This is a genomic window from Cognataquiflexum aquatile (genome assembly GCF_003316845.1).
GTDB lineage: Bacteria > Bacteroidota > Bacteroidia > Cytophagales > Cyclobacteriaceae > Cognataquiflexum > Cognataquiflexum aquatile.
In genome coordinates, this window is sequence record NZ_QMIK01000001.1 from 1,368,199 (window position 1) to 1,394,385 (window position 26,187).

The following is a 26,187-nucleotide window of genomic DNA, read 5'->3' on the forward strand; positions in this document are numbered from 1 at the left end:
CTGAACAAATAGAGAAATGCAGTTATTAAGCGAACAGGAATTAGAAAGAAGAAAAGACCGGGAGGAATTGATAAAATTGGGCATCAACCCCTATCCTGCTGAATCATTCTTTGTCAATGTGACGGCGGATGATATCCATAAAAACTACGAAAACAGAAAAACAGATTATAAAGACATTTCCATCGCCGGCAGGTTGATGACAAAAAGAATTATGGGTTCTGCTTCTTTTGCAGAAATCCAGGATTCCACAGGAAGACTTCAAATCTACCTCAGAAGGGATGATTTATGTCCGGACGAAGACAAGACTTTCTACAATACTGTATTTAAAAAGCTTTTGGGGATAGGTGATTTTATCGGCCTTAAAGGATATATTTTCACCACCCAAACAGGTGAAATATCCCTTCATGTCACTGACCTGAAGATACTTTCTAAATCAATCAAACCACTCCCAGTGGTAAAAAGAGACGAAGAAGGGAATATTTACGATGGATTTACCGATCCGGAAATGAGGTACAGGCAACGTTATGTTGACCTTACTGTAAACCCGGACGTGAAGGATGTCTTCGTGACAAGGTCCAAGATCATCACCAATATGCGCCGCTATTTTGATGACCACGGATGGCTGGAAGTCGAAACCCCAATCCTGCAACAGGTCCATGGCGGTGCTGCTGCACGTCCCTTTAATACGCATCATAATACCTTGGATATGCCCCTCTTCCTAAGGATCGCCAATGAACTTTATTTAAAAAGGTTGATTGTAGGCGGATTTGAAGGTGTATATGAGATAGGAAAAATGTTTAGAAACGAAGGAATGGACCGTACCCATAATCCTGAGTTTACCGGTATGGAAATCTATGTGGCATACAAAGATTATATCTGGATGATGGAAATGGTCGAGGACCTGATCGAAAAAATAACCTTCACTGTCCATGGGAAAACCATCCTGAAGGTAGCTGATAAGGAAATTGACTTTGCAGGACCATACAGAAGATTGACGATGTTTGATTCCATCAAGGAATATGCAGGAATTGATGTGAGCGAAATGGATGAAGTCGGGTTGAGGAAAGTATGTGCTGACCTTGGCATCCAAGTGGAGAACAGCATGGGCAAAGGTAAGCTGATCGACGAAATTTTCGGTGAGAAGGTGGAAGCCAATTTAATCCAACCTACCTATATCACAGACTATCCTGTAGAAATGACCCCTTTGGCCAAAAATCACAGGTCCAAAAAAGGTTTGGTAGAGCGTTTTGAGCTTTTTGTCAATGGGAAAGAAATCGCCAATGCATATTCTGAATTGAATGATCCGATAATACAGAGAGAAAGGTTTGAGGATCAGTTGAAATTGGCGGCAAGGGGTGATGATGAAGCTATGGCCATGGATGAGGATTTTCTCCGGGCATTGGAATATGGGATGCCTCCTACTTCGGGACTCGGAATTGGAATTGACAGATTGACAATGCTTTTGACCAATAAAACAACCATTCAGGAAGTCCTTTTCTTCCCACAAATGAGACCTGAAAAGAAAATGAATATCGCATCGGATGAGGATTTCATAGAATTGGGCATTCCTGCAGGATTGATTCCGGTGATAAGGGATATGAATATCCAGACTATTGATCAGTTAAAGGAAATGGATGCAAACAAGCTTTTCAATGATGTTTGTGGCAGAAGAAAAAAACTGAAACTTGAGGTTCCAAATCCAACAAAAGAAGATGTGGAAAAATGGGTTTCATGATTTAAGAAGTGACAAAAAATAAAATCGAAAAACCGGATCATCAGTCCGGTTTTTTTTATGGATTCTTTCTATTTTACGCATTGATCTTTAGGATAAAACAGAAAATTTTATTTTTTGTCTTTTTAATTTTATTACACTTTCTTTGATTTATTTGTAACGTTTAAATATTATTGTTAATTATTAATCAAAAATAAATACTTTTCATTAAAGGATATGAATTTACGCCTCAACTCTGAATTTGGAACATTGAAAGCAGTTCTGATGCACCGGCCGGGAAAGGAAATTGACCGGCTTACTCCTTACAATAAGGAATTGCTCCTTTTTGAAGATGTTCCTTATCTGGAAGCAATGCAAAAGGAACACGATTTCTTTACCGATCTGATCAAACAGACTACAGGTGCACAGGTCTACAGGCTTCATGAGTTGCTGATACAGGTTCTTTCTAATCGGGAAATTCTGGAGAAATTGATGCTGGATGCGCTGACAAAATCCGGTCTGACACACCTGAAAGACCATATTCTTGAAAGGCTATCCACTGCAGAATGTGCGACAGCACTAACGGCAGGGGTAAAAGTCCATGAATTAAAACGAAAGATACCCAATTTATCCTCCGGTGAATTGTTGGATTATGCTTTTGTGATTCCTCCAAGTCCAAACCTGTATTTCCAAAGGGATCCTATGGCAATAACACCGGGTGGAATTATTTTTTCGAGTATGAAAAAAGAAGGAAGACAAAGGGAAGCCAATATCCTCCGGGCAATATTCGAAAACCACGTGGATTTCAAAGACCATGTCAACCGTCTTTATCCGATAAACGGACATGATTCCCCGCCGAGTATTGAAGGTGGAGATGTGATTGTTTTGTCAAAACATGCAGTTGCCATTGGTAATTCTGAAAGGACAGATGAAAAGGCTATCTATCATGTAGCCAAAGCATTGCTGGCTGAAGGGAATGTAGAAAGGGTTTATGAGGTACACTTGCCCAAAAAACGACAGTACATGCACTTGGATACTGTCTTTACCATATTAGATGAAAACCTCGTTTTAACTTACCCTGATGCCCTCAACTCCGTCCTCCAAACCTCTCTCTATACCTTGAAAGAAATCAAAGACGACAAAATTAATATCAAAAGACAGGTATTGAATGAATCTCTTTTGACGGTCTTGGAAAAGGAAATCCCTCATCTCGAAATTTTGTCCACGGCAGCGGGAAAGCCTGATTATTCGATGAGAGAACAGTGGTTTGACGGAGCAAATGTGTTTGCAATAGGTCCAAGAAGGGTTATTTCTTACAATAGAAATATCCATACTAACCGGGCTTTAAGGAATATGGGTGTTGAGGTATTGGAAATTCCCTCCTCGGAACTTTCCCGTGGCCTGGGTGGACCAAGGTGTATGACCATGCCATTGAGTAGGGCTAAGATTTAAAATCCTCTCAGTTTGACGGTCAAAGGAAAATATCCCACATATAGATCGGGATGGAACCTATAAAATCCAATTCACCTGTTGGCAGTCTTCTCATCAGGAACCCATCAGATTGGTTAAATGGCCGGATGGAAGTTCTGTAAGGATTTTCAGCATACATATTATAATGACCGACCAAGACTACGATCCCATCGTTTTTTGGATTGTCTTTGATGACCTGAAAAGCATCTTCCCACATCACAAGCTTTTTACTTTCATTTTCGTGGTTTAGTCTTCTGTCTTGTACAATGTTTACTCCCAAAGCCATATTCTCGAAGGTCTGAACAGCCCTGCAAAATTCGCTGCTTATCGACGCAGAAACAGGGATTGAAAGTTTCCTGATGGCATCTCCTATTTTCTTGGCATTGTTTTTACCCGACTCATTCAACTGCCTTGCAACATTGGAATCACATGATTTCCACCATTGGGGAATAGGAGAAGTGACGATATCCTCCCCAACAGTAGCATTAGTATGCCTCAAAACAATGGCATAACCGGCATTTTCGGTCTTCATTTTCTTTAAAGCAGATACTGTTTGGATTGCTTCTTCTTTGTTTTTTGTGATATACACAGGGATAGTTTCACGGACGGGAATCCCATTTTCCCACACTACATCAATCCAATATAAACCCGGAGCCAATTCCAAAAAATCCTCCCCAGATTCGTCAATTTCAAAAGTGTTTTTGGAAGGTGATGGAAAAAACTTTGCCGAAGTGCTTGTAGGGATTTGGATAGCAAAACCCTCATCACTGTGGTTCAAAAAAAGAACGCCATCTATGAAATCACTTGACAGAATTTTATTTACAGGTTCATCTTCAGGCTGACACGAAAACAAAAGCCCTAAACAACAAACAATTAAAAAAGACTTTACGAAAGCAGGGAAGTTTTTCATTCTTTGACACTTAGAAATTTCTTGGAAAACACGATAAAAACAAGTTGGCAAATATTATTCCAAACCTATCCCGCAAAAGGAAAAACATAAATCATCAAAAAAAGACCTAAAAAACAATTTTCTTTATTTGAATCGCACTTGTAAGTTATTAAAAATTTTCTTTCTCGACAATTATCTTTCAATCAATTGACTGCAAAGTTCTTGAAATGATATTTTGCCCTCAAGTACAAATGATTGCCCAAGCTATCTACCCGATAACTTTCTCTTTTAGCAGGAAAAAGAATCCCGGTGGAGTTGTCCCATTCCTGATTGTACACCATGCTGAAATGACCGCTTGTCTTGACTCTGTACCCTACAATCTGAAAAGACTCAGTATCAAAAAAATACCACCATATATCCACAGCAGGGTTTTCGGGATCACCGTCAATGACCTGAACGGTCTCTACCTCCCGTCCGTCTGCCAATTTGGTAATCCCTTGATATTTTAGAATTTTACTTTTATCCAATAAGTCAAAAGGTTTTGTCAAAACATAATAAGCGGCATCAATATCCTTCTTTTTATTCGCTAAAAAGCCCTCGTTTTGGATCTCATTTTCCCCCATCCAATACTTGGTACGAGACCCGTCGAAAACAACCTTATGGAAAATAGAATCTTTTTCCCATGACATTTTTGCCTCAAAAAATGGCTTTTGCCGAAATTCAATTTCTTGAAGGATATGATTTTCTACTTCTCCATTTTCAAGATAAAGCTTGGTTTCTTTTTCCAAAGAAAATGATTCCAAATTATTCCAAGCTTCCTCCCCTCCATGTGCGGCAATTGATTTTTTAATTATCCTGACCGCCCTATTCTCAATACAAGAAGTGCAAAAAACCAACAAGATCGAGGTATAAATAATAGAAATCGAAAGGCGGATCTTCATGGGACTTTTTGTTCAATTTCTCCAAAGGTAAAAATTAACCACTGAGGAAAGGAAATTAAACTACCTGAAATAAAAAAAGAGGGGAACAATGTCCCCTCCTATAATTGATTTCACTTAGAGATTTTAATAACCCGTTGATTTTTTAGGATCAAGGTCAGAAAGTGTTCTTAGGTTAGACAAATCAACTATTCTACTTGATTTGAGTTCAGTTATCGGCGTAGTATCAATCTGTGCAACTCCTGCCAAAACCAGGTTATTTGCTCTATTATAGTATAAGGCAAAATCATTGGGACCGAGTTCAATTACTGAGGCACAAGCAATCGTCACGTTTGTCATATCTCTTGTAATTGGATGAGGTCTTAATGAAGATTCGGGAAGGATGTTGTATCCACAGTCAACAGCATTGCCGACATTTCTCATAAATGCACCCATATTAATCAAGAATTGATTTTCAACCGCCAAGCCTACGGGGGTATAGAAACCGTCCCACTCTCCAATAAATATTATTCTTCCACCTCCCTCAGCAAAAGCTTTCATGGAGTTAATTTCATCAACTGAGAATTGAACTTTAGGAAGCCATAAGAATAGAATTTTAACATCTGAAGGAATATCGGTAAGTGGCGTATTGGAAGAGTTGATAAAGTCAAGATCAAATCCATAACTCCTGATTTCGTCATGAAGCCTGGAATGGGTACCTGAAGTTTGGCATGACTCCGGATAGCCAGAATTTCTGCCACAATCAAAAAGTACCCTGGTACCATTTGCCCTTTCTCCAATAGTGGTGTAATTAATGAGGTTTCTTACGAGAAGAATATTATTGGGATTGTTCAAAGAATTATTATCGATATGGTTGACATCATTGAACACAACAACATCTCTTCCCGGACGAGGGGCTACAGATTCCTGTACAAACAAATCAGCAGAACCAACAACATCAAAAGATTTTGCACTGACTTTGGTCAAACCAAATTTCTTTCCCTTTGCCAAACCATTCTGGTCTACGGAGGCTACATCATCTTCTGAAACAAACCATTCAACTTTCAAATTTTCGAGCAATTCTCCATAGAAATTATAAACTTTTGCTTCAAATTTTTGCTCTCCATCCACCAAAATCGTTGCTTCTTTTGGTGAAATCTCAATCCTGGCAGGGCAAGTTTTGTCCTCCAATCTATATACAACTCTTAATGATTGATTTTCCATTAATGGAACAATACCATTGTCAAGTTTTGTGGTTTCTTTTGAAACAATCGCCACATCAACAAATCCCAAAACTTTTTCACCAATCCTGACCCTAACCCTGTAAATTTTGCCTTTGACAGCTTTGGACTTTGCTGTGTCCCAAATCACAGTGTAATTTTCTTCAGAAGCATTTAAGGTCACTTTGTCGGTTCCTGTTCCCTCCCGCTTAAATGATTGAAGGACAGTTTTAAATTCAAAATCATCACTGATTTCAACTATCGGAGAAAGATTGGGATTGAACTTACCATGGAATTTGGGATCCTTGCCTATTGTGGGTGCTAGGAAATAAAATTCGTCAACATCTCCTCCATTAGCGGCGTCCGATATACCGATTTTGCCGAAATTAGAAGACAATGTTTGGGACAATAATGCAATATCATCATTGATATCATCATCGTTCAACATACTTTCAGAACATGAACCTGCCACCATAATGACAGCAAGAAATACCAGAAGTTGCGACTTAAAGGTTTTGATCCTTTGCAACAAATTTGAATTTTTGAAATAGGATTCCATTGGGTTTAAAATTAAAGGTTAAAGTTTGACTGGGATTTTCTTGACACTAGCTTTATCGGCTTTTAGCCATTCCATTTTGATAAAATTAGAAATTTCAATGCATTGAAATTCTGAACAACAATTAGGTAAGGAGTTCAATGTACAGTTACATACTTTTCCAATGCCATTGCACCATTCTGGTGTGTAGAAAACATGTCAAAACATTTATTTTTAAACCATTAATAGTTGTTTGACCACAAAAAAATGTTCTACAAATAGTTTTTTTAGCATTTTAATTATAATATATTTATTAAGGTTTATGGTTATCATAAATTCTTTTTATTAAAATCGAGTGTCATGCAAGTCATTACCCAAATAGTGAAGATGCCTGCTTTGATAATTTCTGTTTTCACAATTCTGAAATCTCAACTTCAGCAACCTTCACTTCCGAAGGAGAATTAATGCGTTTTATATTATTAAGGTAGACCCAAAAAAGTTAGAGAAAATTTATCCTATAGAAACCATGGATGCCATCAAAACCAAAATGACCTCAAAAATTGCCATTCCCATATTGAATGGTTTTGAAATTCTGAATATTCAGGAAATCATCAGATGTGAAGCAGATGGCAATTATTGCAAAATAATTTCTCCCAATGGCAATGATATCCGACAACCCGAAATACGTGTTGTGTCCAGAAACCTCAAGGAAATATGTGATAATCTTTCAAAAAAGGGATTTATAAGGATTCACCATTCTCATTTGATCAATCCCTTATATATCAAAAAAGTCTTGAAATCTGAAGGTGGTATGATTGAAATGGTGGATGGAATTAAAATAAGGATTACTCAAAATAAGGAAACCGTATTGCATGAAATCTTTGATTATGTACCAAAAATTTAAATGAAAATCATATTCTCTAGGTTTCACCATTTTGGCCTTCTTTTAGAATAGCCAAATCAGTTAAAAGTTCCTTTTTGAGATAATCTATTCATTATCAAGCGGACCGGAAGTCTTTATCATTTCACAATTTTTTGGCTTCAACATTCATCCAATTCAACCAACAATACACCCTTAATTCAAAATCCACTTGAATTATTGGGATTCAAAGACAATTTGATTCTAGAATTGAAATAATCATGACTCCTTCCTGTAACCAATTCTGAAATTGGTTGGGTATTGATCTGTGCTACTCCTGCAAGTACAAATTGATTTGATTTGTCATAAAACAGCGGATAATCGTTTGACCCGAGCTCGATTACAGACGCGCAGGCTATTGTGAGATCGGTAACATCCCTCATGATTGGATGGACCCGCAAGGAGGATGCGGGCAGCGTATTGTATCCACAGTTTACAGCCTTCCCAACGTTCCTCATAAATGCACCCAAATTGATCAATAATTGATTTTCAACTTCCAACCCATCATTACCATAAAAAGCATCCCACTCTCCAATGAAAACTATCCTCCCCCCTTCTTCTGCAAATTTCTTAAGTGCATTGATTTCTGAAAGTTTAAAATGAACTGTTGGAAGCCATAGGAAAATGACTTTGACTTCTTGAGGGATTTCAATCAAAGTACCCGCCGAAGAGGAAATGTCCTCTAAAATATACCCTTCGTTTGTAATCAAGTTACGCATTGGGTTATATCGCTCCGAATCCCCACAAGGTGTGGGATTTTCTTTTTCGTGGGCGGAGGACCTTCCGCAGTCAAACCAGATTTTTGAGCCATTGTTTCGGACTCCCGGGCTTGAAAAATTAATGAGATTTTTGACCATCAATTGGTTGTTTGGGTTTTCTATTCCCTCCCCAAAAAATGGATTGACATCATTAAAAACAACGATATCTCTACCCGGCCTTGGTGAATCCTGCTTTTCCTGAACAAATATATATGCAGAGGCCGACACATCATTTGATTTGGCTATTACCTCCGAAAACCCATATTTAATCCCGGTCGCAAGCCCTTTATTGTCTATAGAGCCAATTTTTTCGTCTGAAATCGACCATTCCACTTTTTGGTCTTCGAGGATTTCACCATAATAATTAAAAACAACAGCATCATATTGCTGCGTACCGGACACCATGACAGTGGCCTCTTTTGGTGTAATTTCAATTTTTGCCGGGCATATTTTCTCTTCAATTCTGAACGCAATCTGCAAGGTTTCATTTAGGTTAAGTACCTGAATTTCTGCTCCTTGTATTCTTGTCTTATTTGTCCCGATGGCAATATCCACATAACCTAATATTTTTTCATTAATCCGGATCCTGATTCTATAGATTTTACCTAGTCTTGGTTTGGACTTAGACGTATCCCAATGTGCCGAGTAAAACTCTCCTTCCCTACTGACTTTTATCCTGTTTTCCCCAATCTCTTCTGTTGAAAACTCTTGATGAACCGAATTGAAATCAAAATCATCACTGATTTCAATCACAGGGGATAAATTACCATTGAAATTGCCTCGGAATTTTGGTTGTTTCTCTACTGTTGGAAAAAGGAAATAAAATTCATCTAAGCCTTCATTCGCCGCGTCATGCACACCGATTTTTCCATATTTTGAAGAAAGTTTTTGATGCATTAAGCTGATGTCGTCGTTGAAATCCTCATCGTCAAATACATTTTCCGAACAAGAACTAATGGAAAGTAAAAAAATAATCCCAAACCAAAACTCAATTCTAGATCTTAAAGTCTTTAAATATCTACTTGTGATGGCTGATTTGCTCATAAATTCATTTATTTCTTCAATTTTCCCTGACCAATTTTTGTCCAATCAAGGGAATCAAGGGAGATTGACAATTGTTTGGGTAATTAAAACGAAGAAGGTGATTTTTTTAATCTTATGGCCAAAAAGCAAAAGTCGGCACTTTGCTTTTTGATGGATTTCACTTAAAGTAAATTAAAATATCAATAATACTTAATCACTTATATTCAAGCAAATAACAAAAATAAATTAACATTTACCAAAGGCCAATAATGAAAATCGATTTATTAAACCGAGTATTTGGGGAAAGAAAATTTCTAAATATTCTAAAGTGTTTTCCAAACAAAAAACTTCGGATTAATAGTCTGTAAATCAGAGATAAACAAAAAATGGCATGACGGAAAAACTCTGTAAAGGTTATCTTACTTTTCGGCCAAAAGGATTTGTTGTGATTTCTTTCAAAATAAAAATTAACAATGTCCCGTATTCTACAAATAAAAGAATGACGCTTTCTTTTACCTCAGGGTCCGAATAGGCATTGTATGATAGGAATACTAAACCTGTCCAAACCAAAAAAATCTTGCTTTTTGTCAAGACACTTATCCCAAATGCAGGAATAATATACCAAGGATGGACAACATTCTGTGATAACAGGTATATAAGGTATATATGTACAATTCCCATCAATAACTTTTCATAATTCTGGATTTCAATTTTTGAACTGTAAAAAACTATAGCAAAAAAGGCAAGCAAATTGAGCGATGGTCCTACGTAGGCTATGGGATTGTAGCCCACAAAAAAACCTGAAACCCATTTTACGACATTATATATAGATCCATTGAATTCAAAGCTGCTTTGAAACAACCTGGCACTTTGCCAAAAATTTTGAATTCCATCCGAAATCATAAGAGGTGAAAATATAAGACCTATCATTAGGGCAGAAAAAAAAAGGTATGCCATCCATTTATCCTTTTTCCATGAAAGAATGAACAACGGGCCCAACATCAAAGGCGTCAGTTTGATACCAATTGCCCAAGACCAACCAAATGCAGACTGTAGAGGCTTCTTTTTGATCCAAAAAAATATTGAAGCCAAAATCCCGGTTAAAACAATTCCTTCGAAATGAAGATTGCCGGTTAGCTCGAGAATTAATAGCGGATTGAATGCATAAATCCAAATTTTCGAAATTGGTTGGTTTACAAGAATTAGGATTCTGTATAGCAGATAGATATTTAAAAAATCAAACCCAATAATGAAACTCCGAAGGAAAACAATGTTTATCAGCAAGTTTTCCCCTGTCACCGAAGCCATAAAAAAGAAAAACTGGTGTAACGGAGGATAGATGGAGTAATAATGGGGAGAATTCATTTTTTCATATAGGTAATCCCAATAGGGTTTTGGTCCTAAATCCAAACTGTTCGATATCTCATGCGGAGTTGATAAAAATGGGTTCAAACCAAACTTTAATAATTGGCCATCAAAAAAGTATCTATAAAAATCGTCTGAAAGTACGGGTATGGATACAATCAATACTAGTCTCAAAAGCAATGCGAGCAATAAGCCCCATTTTAAAGAAAACTGTCTGAATTCAAAATCAAGGCAAATAAATAGGTATAACAAGAAGCAAAGTCCAAAAAATAGGAAAGTCAGAAAAAACTCTTCTCTAGGAATCCAATATCCCAAAAGAAAAAGTAGCAAGGAATAAACAATGAAGTAAATGTAAATTTTCAAAATAGTGGATGTTGATCATTGGTTTTAAATAAAATCTTCTTAATTCCCAAAATTTCGAATTTTGGAAAAACGAACACCTTTAAAATCACTTGATTTTTTATATAGAATGTACTCTATTAACCCAAATATCCAATCCGGAGAGATTTTAAACTCAAAATAAATAATGACATTATTTGACTTTTTAAGCTGGACAGGAGCGTTAGTGGTGAAGATAAACAGTCTTTCTATAATTATGTAAGATTGGTCATTTGAATTTTTGAAGGCAAAATTTTAATAATTGGGTAATGAGACCAGAAAAAAAATAGAAAATGAAAAAAATTAAACAAGAATGAAAATCAAAATTTATGTATAATTTTAATCATATTTTTTACTGCATTATTTATTTTTAATTGATTTTAAGGCTATTTTTTTGTGTTATTGATTGTTTTTCATCAATTATTTTTTAAAAAAAATTGAATTAACAACAGAAACTAAATCTTTTCCAATGTATTTTTTTGCTTTTCAAATAATTTTTTATGCATTTTATTTTTTTTTTTAAATTTACGGTTCTATATTTGAATCATCAATCAAATAAAAGTTAACCAAAAGGAAAAATTTATTTAAAAGGAAATTAATGGAATTGAAATACAATTTTATGTATATTTGATGCCGATTAAAAAGCCTAAAATAACTTAACGACAAATTAGTCACTTACTCAATTAGTAAAACACTATTATTCTTCTTTATTATTAAATTTTTAAAGGCTATGACAAATCACCAAAAATCAAACGTTCCTATCCTTGTTTTCTGGGACGTGATCAGCTTAAGTATTGCATTCTTTATTTCTTTGTACTTTTACAGAATCAATGACCTCAATTTCCAAAGGATGGAAGTTGTGTTTTTAATTGCATTGATCTCCCTATGGCTTGTGATCGGTTATTCCAATAAACTATATGTAGATTGGACTGGGAGCAGTTTTTACAAGTCCCGTATGAGTAAATATTTTAAGACTTACTTCATACTCGCCGGCATAATAGGCATTCTTTATCTTGTATTTTCTTTTCCTAAAGATGTCCGGAATTTATTGATGGCAATCTTAGCAGGGATTCCTTCTTTGGGAATTATCACAAATTCGCTAGTGATTAGACTTTCAGCGCCAATAAAAGAAAGACGTTCCAAGATGAGCACTACCTTAATTGCAGGTTCAGGCCAATTGGCAAATAAAGTTGCTGGATTTTTGGAATCAAATTCCTACGCAAAGTTTGCAGTTCAGGGCTTCATTGATTGCAATCCGGAAGCAAAGTTAACATCAAAAAATGAGCGGGTGGTTTCGACTTTGGATGGATTGAAAGACTATCTAAAATACAACTTTGCTGATGAAATTATCATTGCATTGCCCTACAATGAACTGGATAAAATAAAATCCATTGTTGAAATAGCTGATTACCATGGTACGAGGATCAGGTTCGTTCCTGACTATCAAGGTATTTTTGGAGAAAATTTCAAAACCTATCAATTTGGAGACCTTCAATTGGTCAACATACGCCAACTACCTTTGGATAACTGGTTCCCTAACCTTTTGAAAAACATATTCGATATCATCTTTGCATCTGCAGTACTATTGTTCCTTTCTCCTGTATTCTTTGTAATCGGATTATTGATCAAGCTTGATTCTCCGGGACCTGTATTCTACACTCCTGTGCGAATAGGAAAAGGCGGTAAACCTTTCAAAGTATACAAGTTCAGGTCTATGAACAGCAATGACAGTGTTGTCGGTGGAACCCAATCTACCGTGAAGGATGATCCAAGAATAACCAAAATTGGTAAGATTCTTAGAAAATATAGCCTTGACGAATTACCTCAGTTTATCAATGTATTGACAGGAGAAATGAGTGTTGTAGGACCACGTCCGCACAGGACCTTCCTTAACCAAGTCTTGCAGGAGACTGAAGACAAATACATGGTAAGGCATTATTATAAGCCTGGAATCACAGGATGGGCACAAGTTAACGGATGGAGAGGTCCCATGGAAACAGAAGAACAAAAGAAACAAAGAACTTCCCATGATTTGGAATACCTAAAAAAATGGACCTTGTGGTTGGATATAAAGATCATTTGGTTGACAGTTTTTGGTAAGAAGACGCACGAGGAAGCATTTTAAGCCCTACATTATTTAATAATATAATCCAAAAGGTTACCCAAGTTAGGGGTAACCTTTTTGGTTTTAATTATTAAAGGCACAAGTTGAGTATCAATTCCAAAATTTAAGTGCGAGAGATCTCTAGGAAAAAATTAGCTAATTACTTTTCCCTTATCAACATTGGACTGGATTCGAAAAAAACCTATCTTTTGAAAGGCAGGAGATATCTCCTTTCTTGAAGACCCATTTTTCTTTTTGTAAAATAAAATCCAATTTTTAATTCCTTAACTTTACAAAAAACTCTATCCTGCTTTCCCTATGTTTGGAATTATCGTCCTTCTACCGGGTTTTTAAATTATCCGTTTCACTTTCATTCAGAAATTTTTATAAAAAAATGTGTGTATGCAATAAATTGGATAAAATAGTAAAGAAAAAAAGAAATTGAAGCATTGTCTTGTTCTACCATAGAAAAATCATCCCTCTCTTATTTAGACATCGATGATTGGTAAAATTAACAGCAAAAGTTTGCCACTAAAACAGGAGCTCAATGGATGCGTAGAAGAAAATAACCCAGACTGAAAGGTTTGTTATATTTCGAAGCAATCCGTGCTTAGGCAGTGACATCAAAGAAACCAGCAGGAAATCTAGGAGCAACAAAGTGCCCCAAAACAAAAGGTGAGACGTTGGTTTTCTCAGAATTGCCTTAATGATTCCTGTGTTGATCCCTCCTCCTTCCGTATTGGACATTTTTTTTCTTTTTAAATTCTGTTTGTTTCATGAATTTTCCTAAAAAAATGAAATAGAAAGTGATTAGAATTCCAGACAATTTTCAAATGAAACCGATTCATGGAATCCTAAAGATTGTGCAGTCTAGAAGCAAATCTTCCATCAGAATCCTTAGTGAATGCTGTCCTTACCATCACTAACTTTTTACTGCGGGAAGTCGGAACCCTCATATTTATTAACGTTCCTAGATCGGGAATTAAGTAGACCTGAATAAAGAAACACTGAAAACCTAAAAAGGCTAATGGCCAGAAGAAAACAGGTTTGCTATCCGGCAGGGTGAAAGAAACCTAAACCAAAAGTGTGGAGACAAATCGCCTACCTTTTTTGCTTACAGGTATTCCATCACTTTTTCTACTGGTATACCATGGAAGCGGGCGTATTCATCTATAGTGACCAACTGGTGGTCATCTTTACTGAAAAAAGCCTTAATCTTCTTGAGCAAACTATAAGCGTATGTTTTGCTTCTTCCTGTAATTTTCATGATATCCTTTGCATAAATGAAACTGCGTTCTCTTTTTGCCATACTCATGTTGGTTCAGACATAAGTTACAAAAACCGGGGAAGGGAAGTCTGATAGGCCCGTCCGGTAGCATAAGGTTAGTGACCCAAAAATCTGTGGGTGATTAGGTCATTCCACGTTGTTATTTACGTAAACTAATGTTAACATAAGTTTAATTTTATTTTAACACAAATGTTTTTCAAAATATTTTAGACATCTATAGTTGACTGTCTAAAAAATCAGGGATCACTTTGACCCCTGATTAATTTTAAATGAAGTAATTCAATCCGGTAATTCCGGTTTCCTTTTGGTTTTTTTCATCAACCCATCCAATTTGGTCCGGATGGATACCTGCTCAGAAATCAGCCCGTTGCAGGTGTTTCTCAGTTCGCTGTAATCCTTCTTGAACTGCTTCATTTCTTGGGAAATGGAACTCAGGTGGTAGGTGATGATGGTGAGTAAAAGGGAGATGACCCCTTCCATCATCGGCTGCATCTCTAATCCATCCATGAGAGTTCAAACTGGACAAGGTTTAAAGCTGCATCGGGAAAGCTTCTGATTTCAAGGATAACAACCTCTTTCTGGTCCATGATGGAGTAAACCAACTCTTTGAACTTTTCAAAAGCATAGCGGGACTGTGAACCCCTTCCTTCTCCGAGGGTTTTAGAAACCGGGGTGATTGTGGTAGCAGCGCCAACTTTCGGAGCCTGCGGCAGGATTCTGACCAATCCCCTGCCTGAAACCTCCCTTATTACAAGGTGCCAACCGTGTTCTTCAGAATATTCCCTTTCCAAAGGGTAAGCCCCTTCGGGAAAGCATGAATCAGGGTTGTTTCTCCGCCATGCAGATTCAACGGTATGGCAAATTTTGAATCCATCGATCCTGATGGTTCCATTGGTTCCACCTGGCCAATATTCGCGTTCGAGGTGTAGCAGCATGGTCCTATTCGATAAAGATGATTTTTGCCGAATTGTGGGTCTTGTCATTCAACGGATAAATCCCTCCATTGACCTCCTGCATATACTCCACACCAATCGCATAGACCTGTGTGGTCCCGGCAATGATAATCTTCGGGATGGAAACCTGAAACCCGGCCAAAGGCTGCTGGTTGATTTCAATATCCACAGATGAAACCAAGTTGGTCTCATAAGGTACCCTCTGCCAGATTCATCGCAGTACCTACCAAAAACATCCTGGCATGTGAAGCTCCCATGGGTTTCGCCTGTTTAGTACCCGGAATAAACTCAGAAAATGCCACGCTAAGGTCAGTCGGTGTAGTCACCTGGATATGCTGGACAAACACCGCTGTACCCCAAAGAGAGTTGACGTTGAAGTGGAAGCCATTGATCAGGTTAAGGTCACCCAAAGCGAATTCTCTCTCCCCTCTCGGGCTTACGAGGTCGGATTTGATCACTTTCATTGCAAGGGCATAGAGCCTGTTGTGGGTTCTGAGGTCCCTTGACCTGAGGGTGATTTCCCTGAAGGCAATTTTCAAAAGCTGTGAGGCTGCCGCAGCCTTTGCAAATTCAGCGAGGTTTTCACGGGTCCTTTGGAAATTGGGATCATTGAGGATCCTAGATTTGCTGATTCCTCCTTTTTGTCTTGCAAAGGAACCGTTTGCACCTTTGTAAAAGGTAACATCTCCTATGGTACCTTCTAATTTTAAGAAACTGGATTGTCTTGCCATTTTGTGTTATGGTTTATGTGAAACATACTCAAAACTGAAACTAAGCCTGCTCAAATCATAACGAAAGTGTACTATACGAAAAAAAAAGGAAAGTAAGGAAAAAAGGGATGGGTTTTAGGATAGAAAATGTCTGGTTCGGGTTGTCATGTTTTCGAGTTTTCAAGGTGGAAGGTGGGAAAGGTTGTAATTGTTGTAGTGGTTGTTGGGTTTTCGGGTTCTCAGGTTTTCGGAAGGGAAGAAGGGAAATTTTATTGTGAAAATGAAGATTGATGAATTCAGAATGGAAAAATGGGGATGGGAAGAACAAAGGTTGAAAGACGGGGGACGAGTGTTTAGAAGGGTGGAAGATTGGGATTTGTACTGGTTATAATTGTTGTAATGGTTGTCGGGTTTTCAGGTTGTCTGGTTGGGAGTGTTCAATTAACTGTGTCAATGTTTAATTTATTAAATTTTGACTATAAAAGAAAACGGAGAAGAATTTGCTCTGAATAATCTCCTGCAAACACCCTCTTCCTGCTATTTTTGGAACTTTCCTTAAGTACATAAGAAGAGGTATATTCTTTGGGTTTTAATTTGATCGAATCCTTTGAGCTTTTCAGTTTTACGGCAGCTCTTGACATTAAAAAAATGGCATTAGGTCAATGTACTCTTCAATCGGAAAGGATACATTAGAGATGATGGCTCCCTTCCCTACTTTATATGATTCCATAAAGTGGTTATTAAAAAATGACTTTTTTTTCAACTTGTTTTGGTCCATTTGAAAAAGGAAACGGCCAAGATATTTGTAGAAATCCCGGTTTCAGATCATCCGAAGCAGGTTCCTATCCCCTTTTCCATTATTATGGTGGCGTTGCTCTTATCATGATAGTTAATTAAAGGCTTTAGTACATAACTGTAAACTTATGTATAAGATAATAATATTTATACCTGAAAATCTGGCTACCTACAGTAAAAATGAGATTTGAAAAGGTTGTAATTGGTTTTATACCTGCTTTTTGTTTTTCCTTTTAACAGCTATGAAAAATCATATTAAAAGTTGAAAAAATTATTATCTTCAAAAAAATAGGGTACTTGAAGTAGTTATACATCACCATTATATTATTTTTTGTTAGATATCCCATTCAGATACTATTTGGAGTTGAACAATAGAATGTGATTGTTATGTTTGAAATAATTTTACTTATTATTTAATTCGAATATTAGTCTCCAAATGAGAAAAACAAAAAATTTGAATCTTTTTTATTTATATATTCTAAAATGTACAATTCTTAAGATGATATACATCATCCCTTCCTATTTTGTATATAAAAATACGGAGGAAATTAAAGTGGACAATCAATCACTTTCTGCTGGCTTCAAAACTTTAAATTAATCTTAAAACCTATGATCTTGGTTTTTTGACAGAAAGCCGGTATAAAACTACCTCAACATGTATTTCTACTTTATACCTTAGAAAAACGAGTTTTTTTATTTTTAATATAATTCAATAGTTTTTTTTGATTATCTGCTAATTCGAAAATACAGTTTGATTGGTATTCTTGTGGAATTGATTTTCTATAAACATTGGATAACATTTTTAATAATTCCTCTTCTCTGCCTAATTCATAACAAGAACATAATAAAACGTATTGTTTTTCACCTGTTATGTTCCTTTCTTCATCAGCATTTCTTTTGGCTTCAATGGGGATTATCCAAACAACTCCAAATAGTTCATTGTCTTGTGTTAATGTATACATTTGTTGCCCAAATTCAATTCTGCTAAGACAATCCAAAAACAAAGATGATCTAGGTATTCCGGTTACTTTTTCGTCCCAAGAGAAAAGGTCCAAAATTTTGTTGTTGCGGAGTATAGGATTCCTCAATGTCTCATTTTCAGTTAAGCTTTCATCGAGATATGGCCTTAAAATATCTAATCCTTTAAGTCTTATACAGGCGGATGTTGAACCTAAGAAATAGGTGGTAAATGGTTTTTGGATATTCAATATTTTATTTTTAAAACCCAGGAAATAATTTTTCCAATCAAGATAAGCATCTAATATTTTTTTCCAATTCAAGCCCGTTTTAGATTGTTTCTCCAATCCTTTTTTTACTTTTTGCTTAAAACTTTCCTTGAGTTTCACCTCCCAAACAAAGGTTTTGGGGCCAAACCACGATTCAAACGCATCTCCTTGTTTGTTAGCTAAAATCGATTTATAACCATCTGCCCCTCCGGGGGTCAAGTCGAAATAGGGGATGTTTGCATCACTTAATTCTATCCCTAACATTAAAAAATGTAAGATTCCAGGTGAATATTTAGAATAGAAAGGAGAATGGCAGTTTATTCCTTGAAGGTGAACGATATCTGTACCCATAATCCCAACATTGGATGCGATAAGTATGTTGTCAACTGACAGGGAAGTTACATGAACATGCCCCAAATCAAATAATCGAAGTAAAAAGTCCTTTCTATTAGGTTCATTAAAAAAGAAAGTTTTGTTGTAAAGGGCACCCTTCCGAAAATCACTTTGCAATGCCATTTCATCAATCAATAATTCAAATTGCTTAAAATCAGTTATTCTTGAAAAACGCAAATCTCCTATCCTATTTAAACGATTAATTTTCTCTTTTCTATTTTTCTTTTTAAGTTCAAGTTGAAGGCTTACTTTATCCGTTTGCATGATGGGATGAATGTAATGTCTAAAAAATGAATGATGCTTAAGAAAGCTGCTTGTTTTGAAGGCATCAAGAGGTGTAGTTCCAGGGACATATTTCATGTAAATGGATTTAGATGGAAAAGTCTTTTGAAATTCTTTCAAAGCGGATTCCACGAAATCATTATGCCTTTGAGGAGTGGATAACCACACTTGGTACTCTGCTAAATCCAATCCAGGACCAGTAAATCTTCCATTTGATTCAGTCAAAACCCATAGTCCTGTTATGGATTTACCATCCCAATCACAAATTATGGTAGGTTCGTGGCCTGTAAAACATTGAAACCATGTCAAAACAAAATCTTTTGATTGAAAAATTGTAGCCCAAGGGCAGAAAGAATGTAATTCATCCCATGCCTTCAAGAAATCCTCATTTAGAATTAAAGTGCGAGATTGCAAAGGCAAATGTAAACTGTAATTGTTCATCAGGTTTTGATGGTTAATTTTAATCTATATTTCCACAAACATGGATTCCCAAAATTAAGGTAAAAAAATAATTGGCATTTTAAATTTCAAAACTGGCATACTACCTTGACCTAAAAAAAAGGCGTGCTTAGTGTGATTATTTATTTTTATTTAAAATTCAGGTCTTTTCACCAAGATTAATTTCAGCTGAAATTTTGAGTTTATGCCAGTTTACTCAATAGAATCTTTTTAAAATAATTGGTTTAACAAAAGATCGCCCATTAAAATTTCGGAGCATTACTTTTCATTTTGTAAACGTCAACAATAAGTTCCTTTAATGATTCTGCGACATGGGAGGCAAGAAAATTTTCCTGGGCAAAATGGTAATTCTTATTTGAAATTTCGATTAACCAATTTTGGTCGTTAATGATCGCATTCACATTATCGACGGCCTTTGTTATATCCAGATCTTCAAGTAATACACCCATTTCTTTGTCAACAAAAAAATCTTTTAAGCCTCCAACAGCTGTAACCATGCAGGGAATCCCAAATGCCATTGCCTCTAAAACTGACAATGGCATTCCCTCAGAATAGGATGGAAAAAGGAGAAAGTGACCTTCCTCCAAAAGAAGCCTCTTTTCAAGACCCTCTACATGACCTAAAAAATGAACATTATGAATATTATTCATCGCCACGAAATCCTTAGCAAGTTTGAGAAAACTACCTTCTCCCCCTATCTTAAATTGCATTTTTTTGCTTGGGTTAATAAGTTGAATTTGCCTAAAAATCTTAAGTGCTTCAATAATACCTTTTGCCTTTTCTACTCTCGCTAAAAAAATAAAAGTGAAAATAGATTCATCCAGAAATTTTTTTGTAGGATTAACATAGCCTTCTATCAAGTTATTTTCCACAACTGTTTTCTCCAAGTATATTTTTTGATCAAATCCCCAAGACTCCAATTTTGATTTAAAATCTTTTGCCAATACAATCACCGATGAGGCTTTTTTAAACTGGTTTAAAGGAAATTTATTAAACCCTTTGTTTGTTTCAATCCTTTGCTCATAGTCCTTATTCCAACCATGAAAAAAAACCATAAAATCTTTATGAAATAGCTTAAGTATGTAAATAAAAACTGCATCTCTACTACAGCCGGATTTGGCCAAGGAAGTATTGATCAAAATAAAATCAGTTTTGTGAAATAATAAATGAATTAAAAACTTTATATAATCAATGAAATAATTGAAAATTGCCCAATTTTCATTGTTAGAGGATCTATTCCCCCTGAAAAAATATTTGAAGTTTGATCCGAAAAATGGCCGTAATGATTTATAAAACAAGGCAACCCCCCCCTGTTTGAAAAAATGGGGAACGAAAACAAGTACTTTAAGTCCATTTGAATTCATTATGAAAGATTAAGCCTTTTTCCTTTCTGAAAATTTTTTTTTCTAATCTTAATTTCTTTATTTGAATTAAATAATTCTTTCAATATATCCCAACCGCTTCCAAAAAGCAATTTTAGATAAATAAAAGAAAGGTTTCCTTTTGAAATTCCTGTTCTAGGAACACTTAAGGGATTATCTTCCATCGAAAACCTTTTGTTTTCTGTTGAAAAGGCCAAACTAATTCCACATTCTTTTAGTAATTCCATTTCGCGTTTGGAAAAGTCCAGGATAGGTACACCATTAGGATATGCAAACCATTTTACTTTTTCACCAATCATATCCTCTAACTCCAAAATACAATCCTTTATTTCAAACACAACTGTATTCATATCTTCATTAGCCAAAATTGGGTGATTGTAAGTATGGGCACCTATTTCCACAAGACCTGATGCTTTCAATTCTAATAACTGTTCTAAATTTAGCCCCATTCGAGGTTTTGGTTCAATACCTTGTGACAACCTAAAAGAATCAATAAGATTTATCAATTCTTTTATAGGCAATTGTTTCAAAACTGCATAAAGATGGTGCTTTCCTTCGAATTGTAATGTGCTGCCATAAATTTTTGAATAATGCTCAAATAACTTTTGAAAATCATAACCAACTATTTCTTGAAACCAAAAATTGCTATCTGTTTTGACACACAGGGGTGAAACATAAATTGAAATGGGAATCTTATATTTTTTTATTATCGGAAATAAATGGGTATAAACACTTAAATCGCCATCATCTACTGTAATATGGCAGGCATTCTTAAGTTCTAAACCTCTAAAGTAGAAATTCTCGAGTTGAGAAAGTGAAACGAAATTATAATGTTTTTTGAGTAAAATAAAAATACGTTCCATCCAATCTGAATTTTTAATTACATGGAAGTTTATGACAGTGTTTTTAAATTTCATAATTAAAACTTAGGAAATTGTATTTTTAAATTGTTCAATCTGAAACAGAACGTATTTCTATTAAAATAATAAAAATAATCACAATAAGTAAATTGGGTAAATCTGTTCAAAAATATTTATAAAAATCAAATAAAGTTTCTTTTGATTGAGAAAAAGTATAATTTTTTGCAAACCTAAATGCAAAGCTAAATTCTATTTCCAAAATTGAATTTTATTAAAATCAAGATCTAATGCTGCAAAAACTTTTTTAGGATAGAAAGGTAATTCAAAAGTATCTATTACTTTGGAAAAGCTTTCTGAATTCTCCATCCAAATACACAAGATTAACCTATTCTTATCTGTCATTGTATAAAACAATTGATTCTCCTCCAAACGCTTCAAAGCATCCTGCAAGAATTCCCATCTGCTTATCTCGAACGTACAGTCATCCACCAATAACAACTGAGAAATGTCTAATACTCTAAAGTCTAGGTTATTTTTTATTTTTATTTCATTGGCCGGATCGATCTTCTCCAAAATGACCTTCCAATCAACATCTTTATAAGCGTTACCTTTTTTAATCCTATACCATTTGTTTTTCAATGATGCTTGTTTTTTATCTATCCAAACACTTACATCCATTGGCCTAATGCCTTTAGTAAGTAAAACATTTCTAATAATAATCCTGAATTTCCTTTTGAGTAGGGAGATTTTATTTTTGGAAATTAACAATTCAAACAATTCTTCATTCTCATTCGAAAATCTTTCTTTATAAGAATCATATCCGGGAGATAGCTTTAGGAATTGAAAACCTTCCTCTTTTAAACTTAAAACAAGTAAATACAAATGAACCAATCCAGGTGAAAACTTCCCGTGGAAAGGGGAATATGTGATCAGGCCTGCCAAATGAACTGTGTGCTTCCCATCTTTGATCATTATGACCGCACCAATCAACTTTTCATCCAAATAGAGTACTGTGGCATGAAGGAGTCCATTTTTAAACCATTCTATAAAAATTTTTCTTTCCTCTTTATCCAAAGGAAATGGGGTTTTATTAAATGCTGCTCCTTGCCTTATGTTGTGAAATACTTCAATTTGGTCCAAGGCAAATTGTAACCTGTCCACAGAATTTAAAAGTTCAAATTTAAGGTCTCCAGATTTTTTGACTCTGTTGAACTTAGCTTTGAAATGTCGTTTATTAATTATTTTTTGAAAATCATCGAAGTTAAACCCTAATATTGGATTATGGTATTTTTCAATTACACTGTATTTCGAAACTTTATCATTAGGGGCTATTGCTTTGTAAGATTTTAAATTTGTTAAGGATTTTAGATTGATTTCGCATCCTGGGATATGTTTCATCAATCCTAATACCCCTTTTTCCCAAAAAGTGGTTTCATAACCATCTACCACCAACCATGTTTGATATAATGCATAGAAATGTCCTGCACCAACCAAATGTTTAGACAGCTTACCTGTAGAAACATTGATTTTTCTAGCTAGTGACAACAGACCTACCAAAGTGCCCCTTGAATACAATAATAATATCAATGGGGAAAATTCATTTTTATTTTCTTTAAACCATGGTACGACAAATTCGGGAGACTGAAAAACGGAGGAGTCAGGTGATTTATCCATCAGTTCTTTCCATTCTTTAACCAAATCAGAACTACTTAAATATTCAAAGCAGGCATCTCCCTCTAAGAACATCACTTTATGATTATTGTGGATTTCAACATTTGTCATTTCAACAGTAAATTAAAGAAAAATATTTAGGTGTTTAGCGAGATGATGAACAAACTATTTCTTTGGCAATTAGGGATTTTTAGAGCAAATAAACAGCACCACATTTTTCACCTTATAGATACAAACAAAATCTTTTCAATTTGAAATGATAATTTACGATTACAAAGTGCTACTATTTTAATGTAATTTAAATATTATAATTGTTTAAAGATTTGTTGAATCTGCTCCAAAAAGAAACTTTCTAAATCTTTCAATTCCGAAAATAAAATATGTCAAGTTATTAAATGATCAGAGCAATCCATGATAAACTTCTTCAAAACCTATTCCCATTTGGTCTAATGAGAAATCTTTAAATATTCGCTCTTTAGACATTTTACCCATAGCTTCCATTTTCTTAGGGTCATTCAAAAGACCGTCGATCAATTGTGCAATTTCCTCCTCTGATTCCTCATTTACCAAGTACCCGTTTATTCCGTTTTGAACAATTTCCTTTGTTCCACCGGCATCATTCGCAATCACCGGCTTCCCTAGAGCCATATATTCCAATATCGAATTGGATAAACCTTCCCCATTTGGAGAAAATAACATCCCTATATCCGATACATTTATTAGAGACTCCACATGAGTAGTTCCTGCCATTGGTACAAGATGTGGAAAACCTTTCGTCAATTTTTCACATTCTTCAAATAAACCTTCTCCCCCACCCTTGAAGAATCCTATCCCTATCAATTTTACATCATTTCTTAGATTTCCAAGTGCAATGCCAATTTTAAAAAACCGTAGATAATCTTTATTAGCCGAAAAAGAGGCAACCATGACTAGGGTAAATTTCTTATCTAAACCGTATCTTTTTCTAGTTTCCTCAACTGAAACCAAATTTTGAAAACGGTTAAGATTTACCCCATTGAATATCACCTTACTCTTTGTTTTTGGTGGACCGTAAGCCTCCAGACCGGCAAATGAATTGGATAAAATGATATCAGAAAACAAAAAATTAATATTTGAAACAATTTTTTCTTTTAAAAAAATTTTCGGAGGTGCAGAAGTGATTTGGCTATTAACCAATTTGACCTTGCGGAATTTAATTACATAAGGTAAAGTTATAAAAGTCTGAATATTACCCCACGTATGTATAATATCCGGTTTTATTCTTTTTGCAATTTCGAAAAAATCCCAAAAAGTCCTTAACCCAATTCTTTCACTTTCCATTTGTAACCATTCTATATTTAGGGATTTAAAATTTTCGAAATATATTTCAGTTTTTTTTGTCACCAAAACCAACCTATAGATGTCATTTTTACCCATATAAGTGATGAGCTCAAGCAATCTCCTTTCCTTACCTCCTGAGGTTAAAGAACCTATAAAAAATAGTATTGTAATTTTTTTAGAATTCATATAAAATTATTCGAATTTATTATTAAGTCTGATATTTCCTGCTTTTAACTTTTCCCAAAATATGCGGCAATTAAAGAATCAGAAGTAAATATTCTGAAAATTGTTTCACATTGCAAACCCTATATTCAAATAATTAGAATCAAAAGTAAGATACATTTTCAAAGAAATATTTTATTTTTGGATTATTATCCCAATTCAAACTATAATTTTGGATAAAAAAATTAAATAAAAATCTATTTAAATATATATTTTTGTATTTTGTATTATAATTTTTGTTTTTTGTGTTATTTTTGTACTCATATATTCAATTTGGTTATAAATTATCTATCTCATGAAAGTAGTAAATGTAATTCTATCAGGCGGAGTAGGAAGTAGACTCTGGCCGCTTTCGAGGAAATCAAGGCCGAAACAATACATTCCAATTTTTGGTGAGCAAAGCCTATTCCAAAAGACTGTTTTTAGAAATATTGGGTTTTGTGATCAAGTCACCATTGTTGGAAATAAAGCTAACCATACATTGTCAAAAACAGATCTGTTGTCATTAGGTATTCATGCTTATAATGAGGTGGTTGAAGCTTATCCCAGAAACACAGCAGCTGCTATAGCATTTGCTGCTTTTTCGACCGAACCGGAAAATATTTTATTTGTTACGCCTTCAGATCACTTGATAGAAAATAAAACAGAATATTTAAAAAATGTCAAAAGAGCCATAAAACTAGCAAAAGAAGGGCATTTAGTAACTTTTGGAATTTCTCCTTCTAAGATTGAAACCGGATATGGTTATATTGAATTTCAAGGTGAAAATGTAGTCAGTTTTCGTGAAAAGCCTGATTTTGATACCGCATCCAATTTTATAAAGTCGGGAAACTTTCTATGGAATTCCGGTATGTTTTGTTTTAAAGCATCTGTATTTTTAGAAGAATTGAAAATTCATGCTCCAAAAGTGTTTGAAACTTCCCTTTCTGCTTTTCGCAAAAAGGAAAATATTTTTTTACCGGAAAAAGAAACGATGGAGATTCCTTCTATTTCAGTCGATTATGCCGTAATGGAAAAAACAAAAAAAATAAAAGTAATCCAATCAGAATTTGAATGGTCTGATATGGGTTCATTTGAATCAATTTATGATTTCCTCAAATCCACGGGACATCCTACCGACCAACATGGAAACATGGCAATAGGTCTCAATATCCACACAGAATTTGTGGGTTTACGGGATACCATATTAATTTATACTGATGATGCGATGTTAATTTTAAACAAAAATGAATCTCAAAAAATAAAACAGGTCTTTGAAAAACTTGAAAAGGAAAATCCTAATCTTGTTTCCTGATAATTTTTATCCGATCATCATTGCGCCACCTTAATTAGCTTTT

20 protein-coding genes are annotated in these 26,187 nt (G+C 35.0%); 5 read left to right on the plus strand and 15 right to left on the minus strand.

The window, feature by feature from the left end:
- The first annotated feature begins 16 nt into the window (after window positions 1–16).
- Entirely contained in the window at window positions 17–1,735 is a 1,719-nt protein-coding gene (gene lysS, locus DQW11_RS05640; protein WP_113922981.1) for a lysine--tRNA ligase, read from the plus strand.
- A 213-nt stretch (window positions 1,736–1,948) separates the two neighbouring features.
- Window positions 1,949–3,163: an arginine deiminase gene (locus DQW11_RS05645; protein ID WP_113922982.1), complete on the plus strand. Its 1,215-nt coding sequence runs from the start codon at window positions 1,949–1,951 to the stop codon at window positions 3,161–3,163.
- 19 nt (window positions 3,164–3,182) lie between these two features.
- Here the strand turns inward: DQW11_RS05645 and DQW11_RS05650 are convergent, their stop codons facing one another.
- The 3 genes from DQW11_RS05650 to DQW11_RS05660 form a co-directional block, all read right to left on the minus strand.
- Entirely contained in the window at window positions 3,183–4,091 is a 909-nt protein-coding gene (locus DQW11_RS05650; RefSeq protein ID WP_113922983.1) for a histidine phosphatase family protein, read from the minus strand.
- Between the two features lie 182 nt (window positions 4,092–4,273).
- Window positions 4,274–5,011 (minus strand): hypothetical protein, encoded by a 738-nt coding sequence (locus DQW11_RS05655; protein WP_113922984.1) that lies wholly within the window; start codon window positions 5,009–5,011, stop codon window positions 4,274–4,276.
- A gap of 123 nt (window positions 5,012–5,134) precedes the next feature.
- Window positions 5,135–6,766 (minus strand): Ig-like domain-containing protein, encoded by a 1,632-nt coding sequence (locus DQW11_RS05660; protein WP_113922985.1) that lies wholly within the window; start codon window positions 6,764–6,766, stop codon window positions 5,135–5,137.
- Window positions 6,767–7,289: 523 nt separating this feature from the next.
- On the opposite strand from DQW11_RS05660, the gene DQW11_RS05665 reads away from it, so the two are divergent.
- Window positions 7,290–7,646 carry a LytR/AlgR family response regulator transcription factor gene (locus tag DQW11_RS05665; RefSeq protein WP_198669845.1) on the plus strand — a complete coding sequence of 119 codons (357 nt, stop codon included), beginning with the start codon at window positions 7,290–7,292 and terminating at the stop codon, window positions 7,644–7,646.
- A 176-nt stretch (window positions 7,647–7,822) separates the two neighbouring features.
- Here the strand turns inward: DQW11_RS05665 and DQW11_RS05670 are convergent, their stop codons facing one another.
- Window positions 7,823–9,463: an Ig-like domain-containing protein gene (locus DQW11_RS05670; protein ID WP_157966041.1), complete on the minus strand. Its 1,641-nt coding sequence runs from the start codon at window positions 9,461–9,463 to the stop codon at window positions 7,823–7,825.
- 393 nt (window positions 9,464–9,856) lie between these two features.
- Window positions 9,857–11,170, minus strand: coding sequence for a carotene biosynthesis protein (locus DQW11_RS05675; RefSeq protein ID WP_232826683.1), 1,314 nt, complete (start codon window positions 11,168–11,170; stop codon window positions 9,857–9,859).
- Window positions 11,171–11,915: 745 nt separating this feature from the next.
- On the opposite strand from DQW11_RS05675, the gene DQW11_RS05680 reads away from it, so the two are divergent.
- On the plus strand, window positions 11,916–13,310 hold the full coding sequence (locus DQW11_RS05680; RefSeq protein WP_113922988.1) for an exopolysaccharide biosynthesis polyprenyl glycosylphosphotransferase: 1,395 nt from the start codon (window positions 11,916–11,918) through the stop codon (window positions 13,308–13,310).
- Window positions 13,311–14,403: 1,093 nt separating this feature from the next.
- Here the strand turns inward: DQW11_RS05680 and DQW11_RS05690 are convergent.
- From DQW11_RS05690 to DQW11_RS05735, 10 genes are all read right to left on the minus strand, one after another.
- A complete protein-coding gene (locus DQW11_RS05690) occupies window positions 14,404–14,598 on the minus strand; it encodes a hypothetical protein (RefSeq protein ID WP_113922990.1) in 195 nt (64 codons plus the stop codon).
- Window positions 14,599–14,856: 258 nt separating this feature from the next.
- On the minus strand, window positions 14,857–15,084 hold the full coding sequence (locus tag DQW11_RS05695; protein ID WP_113922991.1) for a hypothetical protein: 228 nt from the start codon (window positions 15,082–15,084) through the stop codon (window positions 14,857–14,859).
- On the minus strand, window positions 15,072–15,512 hold the full coding sequence (locus tag DQW11_RS05700; RefSeq protein WP_113922992.1) for a DUF5675 family protein: 441 nt from the start codon (window positions 15,510–15,512) through the stop codon (window positions 15,072–15,074). Before DQW11_RS05700 ends, DQW11_RS05695 begins: the two co-directional genes overlap by 13 nt.
- A gap of 4 nt (window positions 15,513–15,516) precedes the next feature.
- Window positions 15,517–15,699 carry a hypothetical protein gene (locus DQW11_RS05705; RefSeq protein ID WP_157966042.1) on the minus strand — a complete coding sequence of 61 codons (183 nt, stop codon included), beginning with the start codon at window positions 15,697–15,699 and terminating at the stop codon, window positions 15,517–15,519.
- A gap of 19 nt (window positions 15,700–15,718) precedes the next feature.
- Window positions 15,719–16,261, minus strand: a complete 543-nt coding sequence (locus tag DQW11_RS05710) for a hypothetical protein (protein WP_113922994.1) — start codon at window positions 16,259–16,261, stop codon at window positions 15,719–15,721.
- A 1,442-nt stretch (window positions 16,262–17,703) separates the two neighbouring features.
- Window positions 17,704–19,377, minus strand: a complete 1,674-nt coding sequence (locus DQW11_RS05715; protein WP_113922995.1) for a GNAT family N-acetyltransferase — start codon at window positions 19,375–19,377, stop codon at window positions 17,704–17,706.
- Window positions 19,378–19,637: 260 nt separating this feature from the next.
- Window positions 19,638–20,759 carry a glycosyltransferase family 4 protein gene (locus DQW11_RS05720; RefSeq protein WP_113922996.1) on the minus strand — a complete coding sequence of 374 codons (1,122 nt, stop codon included), beginning with the start codon at window positions 20,757–20,759 and terminating at the stop codon, window positions 19,638–19,640.
- Window positions 20,759–21,640 (minus strand): polysaccharide deacetylase family protein, encoded by an 882-nt coding sequence (locus tag DQW11_RS05725; protein WP_198669846.1) that lies wholly within the window; start codon window positions 21,638–21,640, stop codon window positions 20,759–20,761. The genes DQW11_RS05720 and DQW11_RS05725 overlap by 1 nt, the downstream gene beginning before the upstream one ends.
- 246 nt (window positions 21,641–21,886) lie before the next feature.
- Window positions 21,887–23,419, minus strand: a complete 1,533-nt coding sequence (locus DQW11_RS05730) for a GNAT family N-acetyltransferase (RefSeq protein ID WP_113922998.1) — start codon at window positions 23,417–23,419, stop codon at window positions 21,887–21,889.
- Window positions 23,420–23,707: 288 nt separating this feature from the next.
- Window positions 23,708–24,814, minus strand: a complete 1,107-nt coding sequence (locus DQW11_RS05735; RefSeq protein WP_113922999.1) for a glycosyltransferase — start codon at window positions 24,812–24,814, stop codon at window positions 23,708–23,710.
- Window positions 24,815–25,145: 331 nt separating this feature from the next.
- On the opposite strand from DQW11_RS05735, the gene DQW11_RS05740 reads away from it, so the two are divergent.
- Entirely contained in the window at window positions 25,146–26,144 is a 999-nt protein-coding gene (locus DQW11_RS05740) for a mannose-1-phosphate guanylyltransferase (protein ID WP_113923000.1), read from the plus strand.
- The last annotated feature ends 43 nt before the right edge of the window (window positions 26,145–26,187 follow it).

Bases quoted from the DNA above. Each gene is read 5' to 3' on its own strand.
- lysS (WP_113922981.1), top strand. From the start codon at position 17: ATGCAGTTATTAAGCGAACAGGAATTAGAAAGAAGAAAAGACCGGGAG.
- DQW11_RS05645 (WP_113922982.1), top strand. From the start codon at position 1,949: ATGAATTTACGCCTCAACTCTGAATTTGGAACATTGAAAGCAGTTCTG.
- DQW11_RS05650 (WP_113922983.1), bottom strand. From the start codon at position 4,091: ATGAAAAACTTCCCTGCTTTCGTAAAGTCTTTTTTAATTGTTTGTTGT.
- DQW11_RS05655 (WP_113922984.1), bottom strand. From the start codon at position 5,011: ATGAAGATCCGCCTTTCGATTTCTATTATTTATACCTCGATCTTGTTG.
- DQW11_RS05660 (WP_113922985.1), bottom strand. From the start codon at position 6,766: ATGGAATCCTATTTCAAAAATTCAAATTTGTTGCAAAGGATCAAAACC.
- DQW11_RS05665 (WP_198669845.1), top strand. From the start codon at position 7,290: ATGACCTCAAAAATTGCCATTCCCATATTGAATGGTTTTGAAATTCTG.
- DQW11_RS05670 (WP_157966041.1), bottom strand. From the start codon at position 9,463: ATGAGCAAATCAGCCATCACAAGTAGATATTTAAAGACTTTAAGATCT.
- DQW11_RS05680 (WP_113922988.1), top strand. From the start codon at position 11,916: ATGACAAATCACCAAAAATCAAACGTTCCTATCCTTGTTTTCTGGGAC.
- DQW11_RS05690 (WP_113922990.1), bottom strand. From the start codon at position 14,598: ATGGCAAAAAGAGAACGCAGTTTCATTTATGCAAAGGATATCATGAAA.
- DQW11_RS05695 (WP_113922991.1), bottom strand. From the start codon at position 15,084: ATGGATGGATTAGAGATGCAGCCGATGATGGAAGGGGTCATCTCCCTT.
- DQW11_RS05700 (WP_113922992.1), bottom strand. From the start codon at position 15,512: ATGCTGCTACACCTCGAACGCGAATATTGGCCAGGTGGAACCAATGGA.
- DQW11_RS05710 (WP_113922994.1), bottom strand. From the start codon at position 16,261: ATGGCAAGACAATCCAGTTTCTTAAAATTAGAAGGTACCATAGGAGAT.
- DQW11_RS05715 (WP_113922995.1), bottom strand. From the start codon at position 19,377: ATGAACAATTACAGTTTACATTTGCCTTTGCAATCTCGCACTTTAATT.
- DQW11_RS05720 (WP_113922996.1), bottom strand. From the start codon at position 20,759: ATGAATTCAAATGGACTTAAAGTACTTGTTTTCGTTCCCCATTTTTTC.
- DQW11_RS05725 (WP_198669846.1), bottom strand. From the start codon at position 21,640: ATGGAACGTATTTTTATTTTACTCAAAAAACATTATAATTTCGTTTCA.
- DQW11_RS05730 (WP_113922998.1), bottom strand. From the start codon at position 23,419: ATGACAAATGTTGAAATCCACAATAATCATAAAGTGATGTTCTTAGAG.
- DQW11_RS05735 (WP_113922999.1), bottom strand. From the start codon at position 24,814: ATGAATTCTAAAAAAATTACAATACTATTTTTTATAGGTTCTTTAACC.
- DQW11_RS05740 (WP_113923000.1), top strand. From the start codon at position 25,146: ATGAAAGTAGTAAATGTAATTCTATCAGGCGGAGTAGGAAGTAGACTC.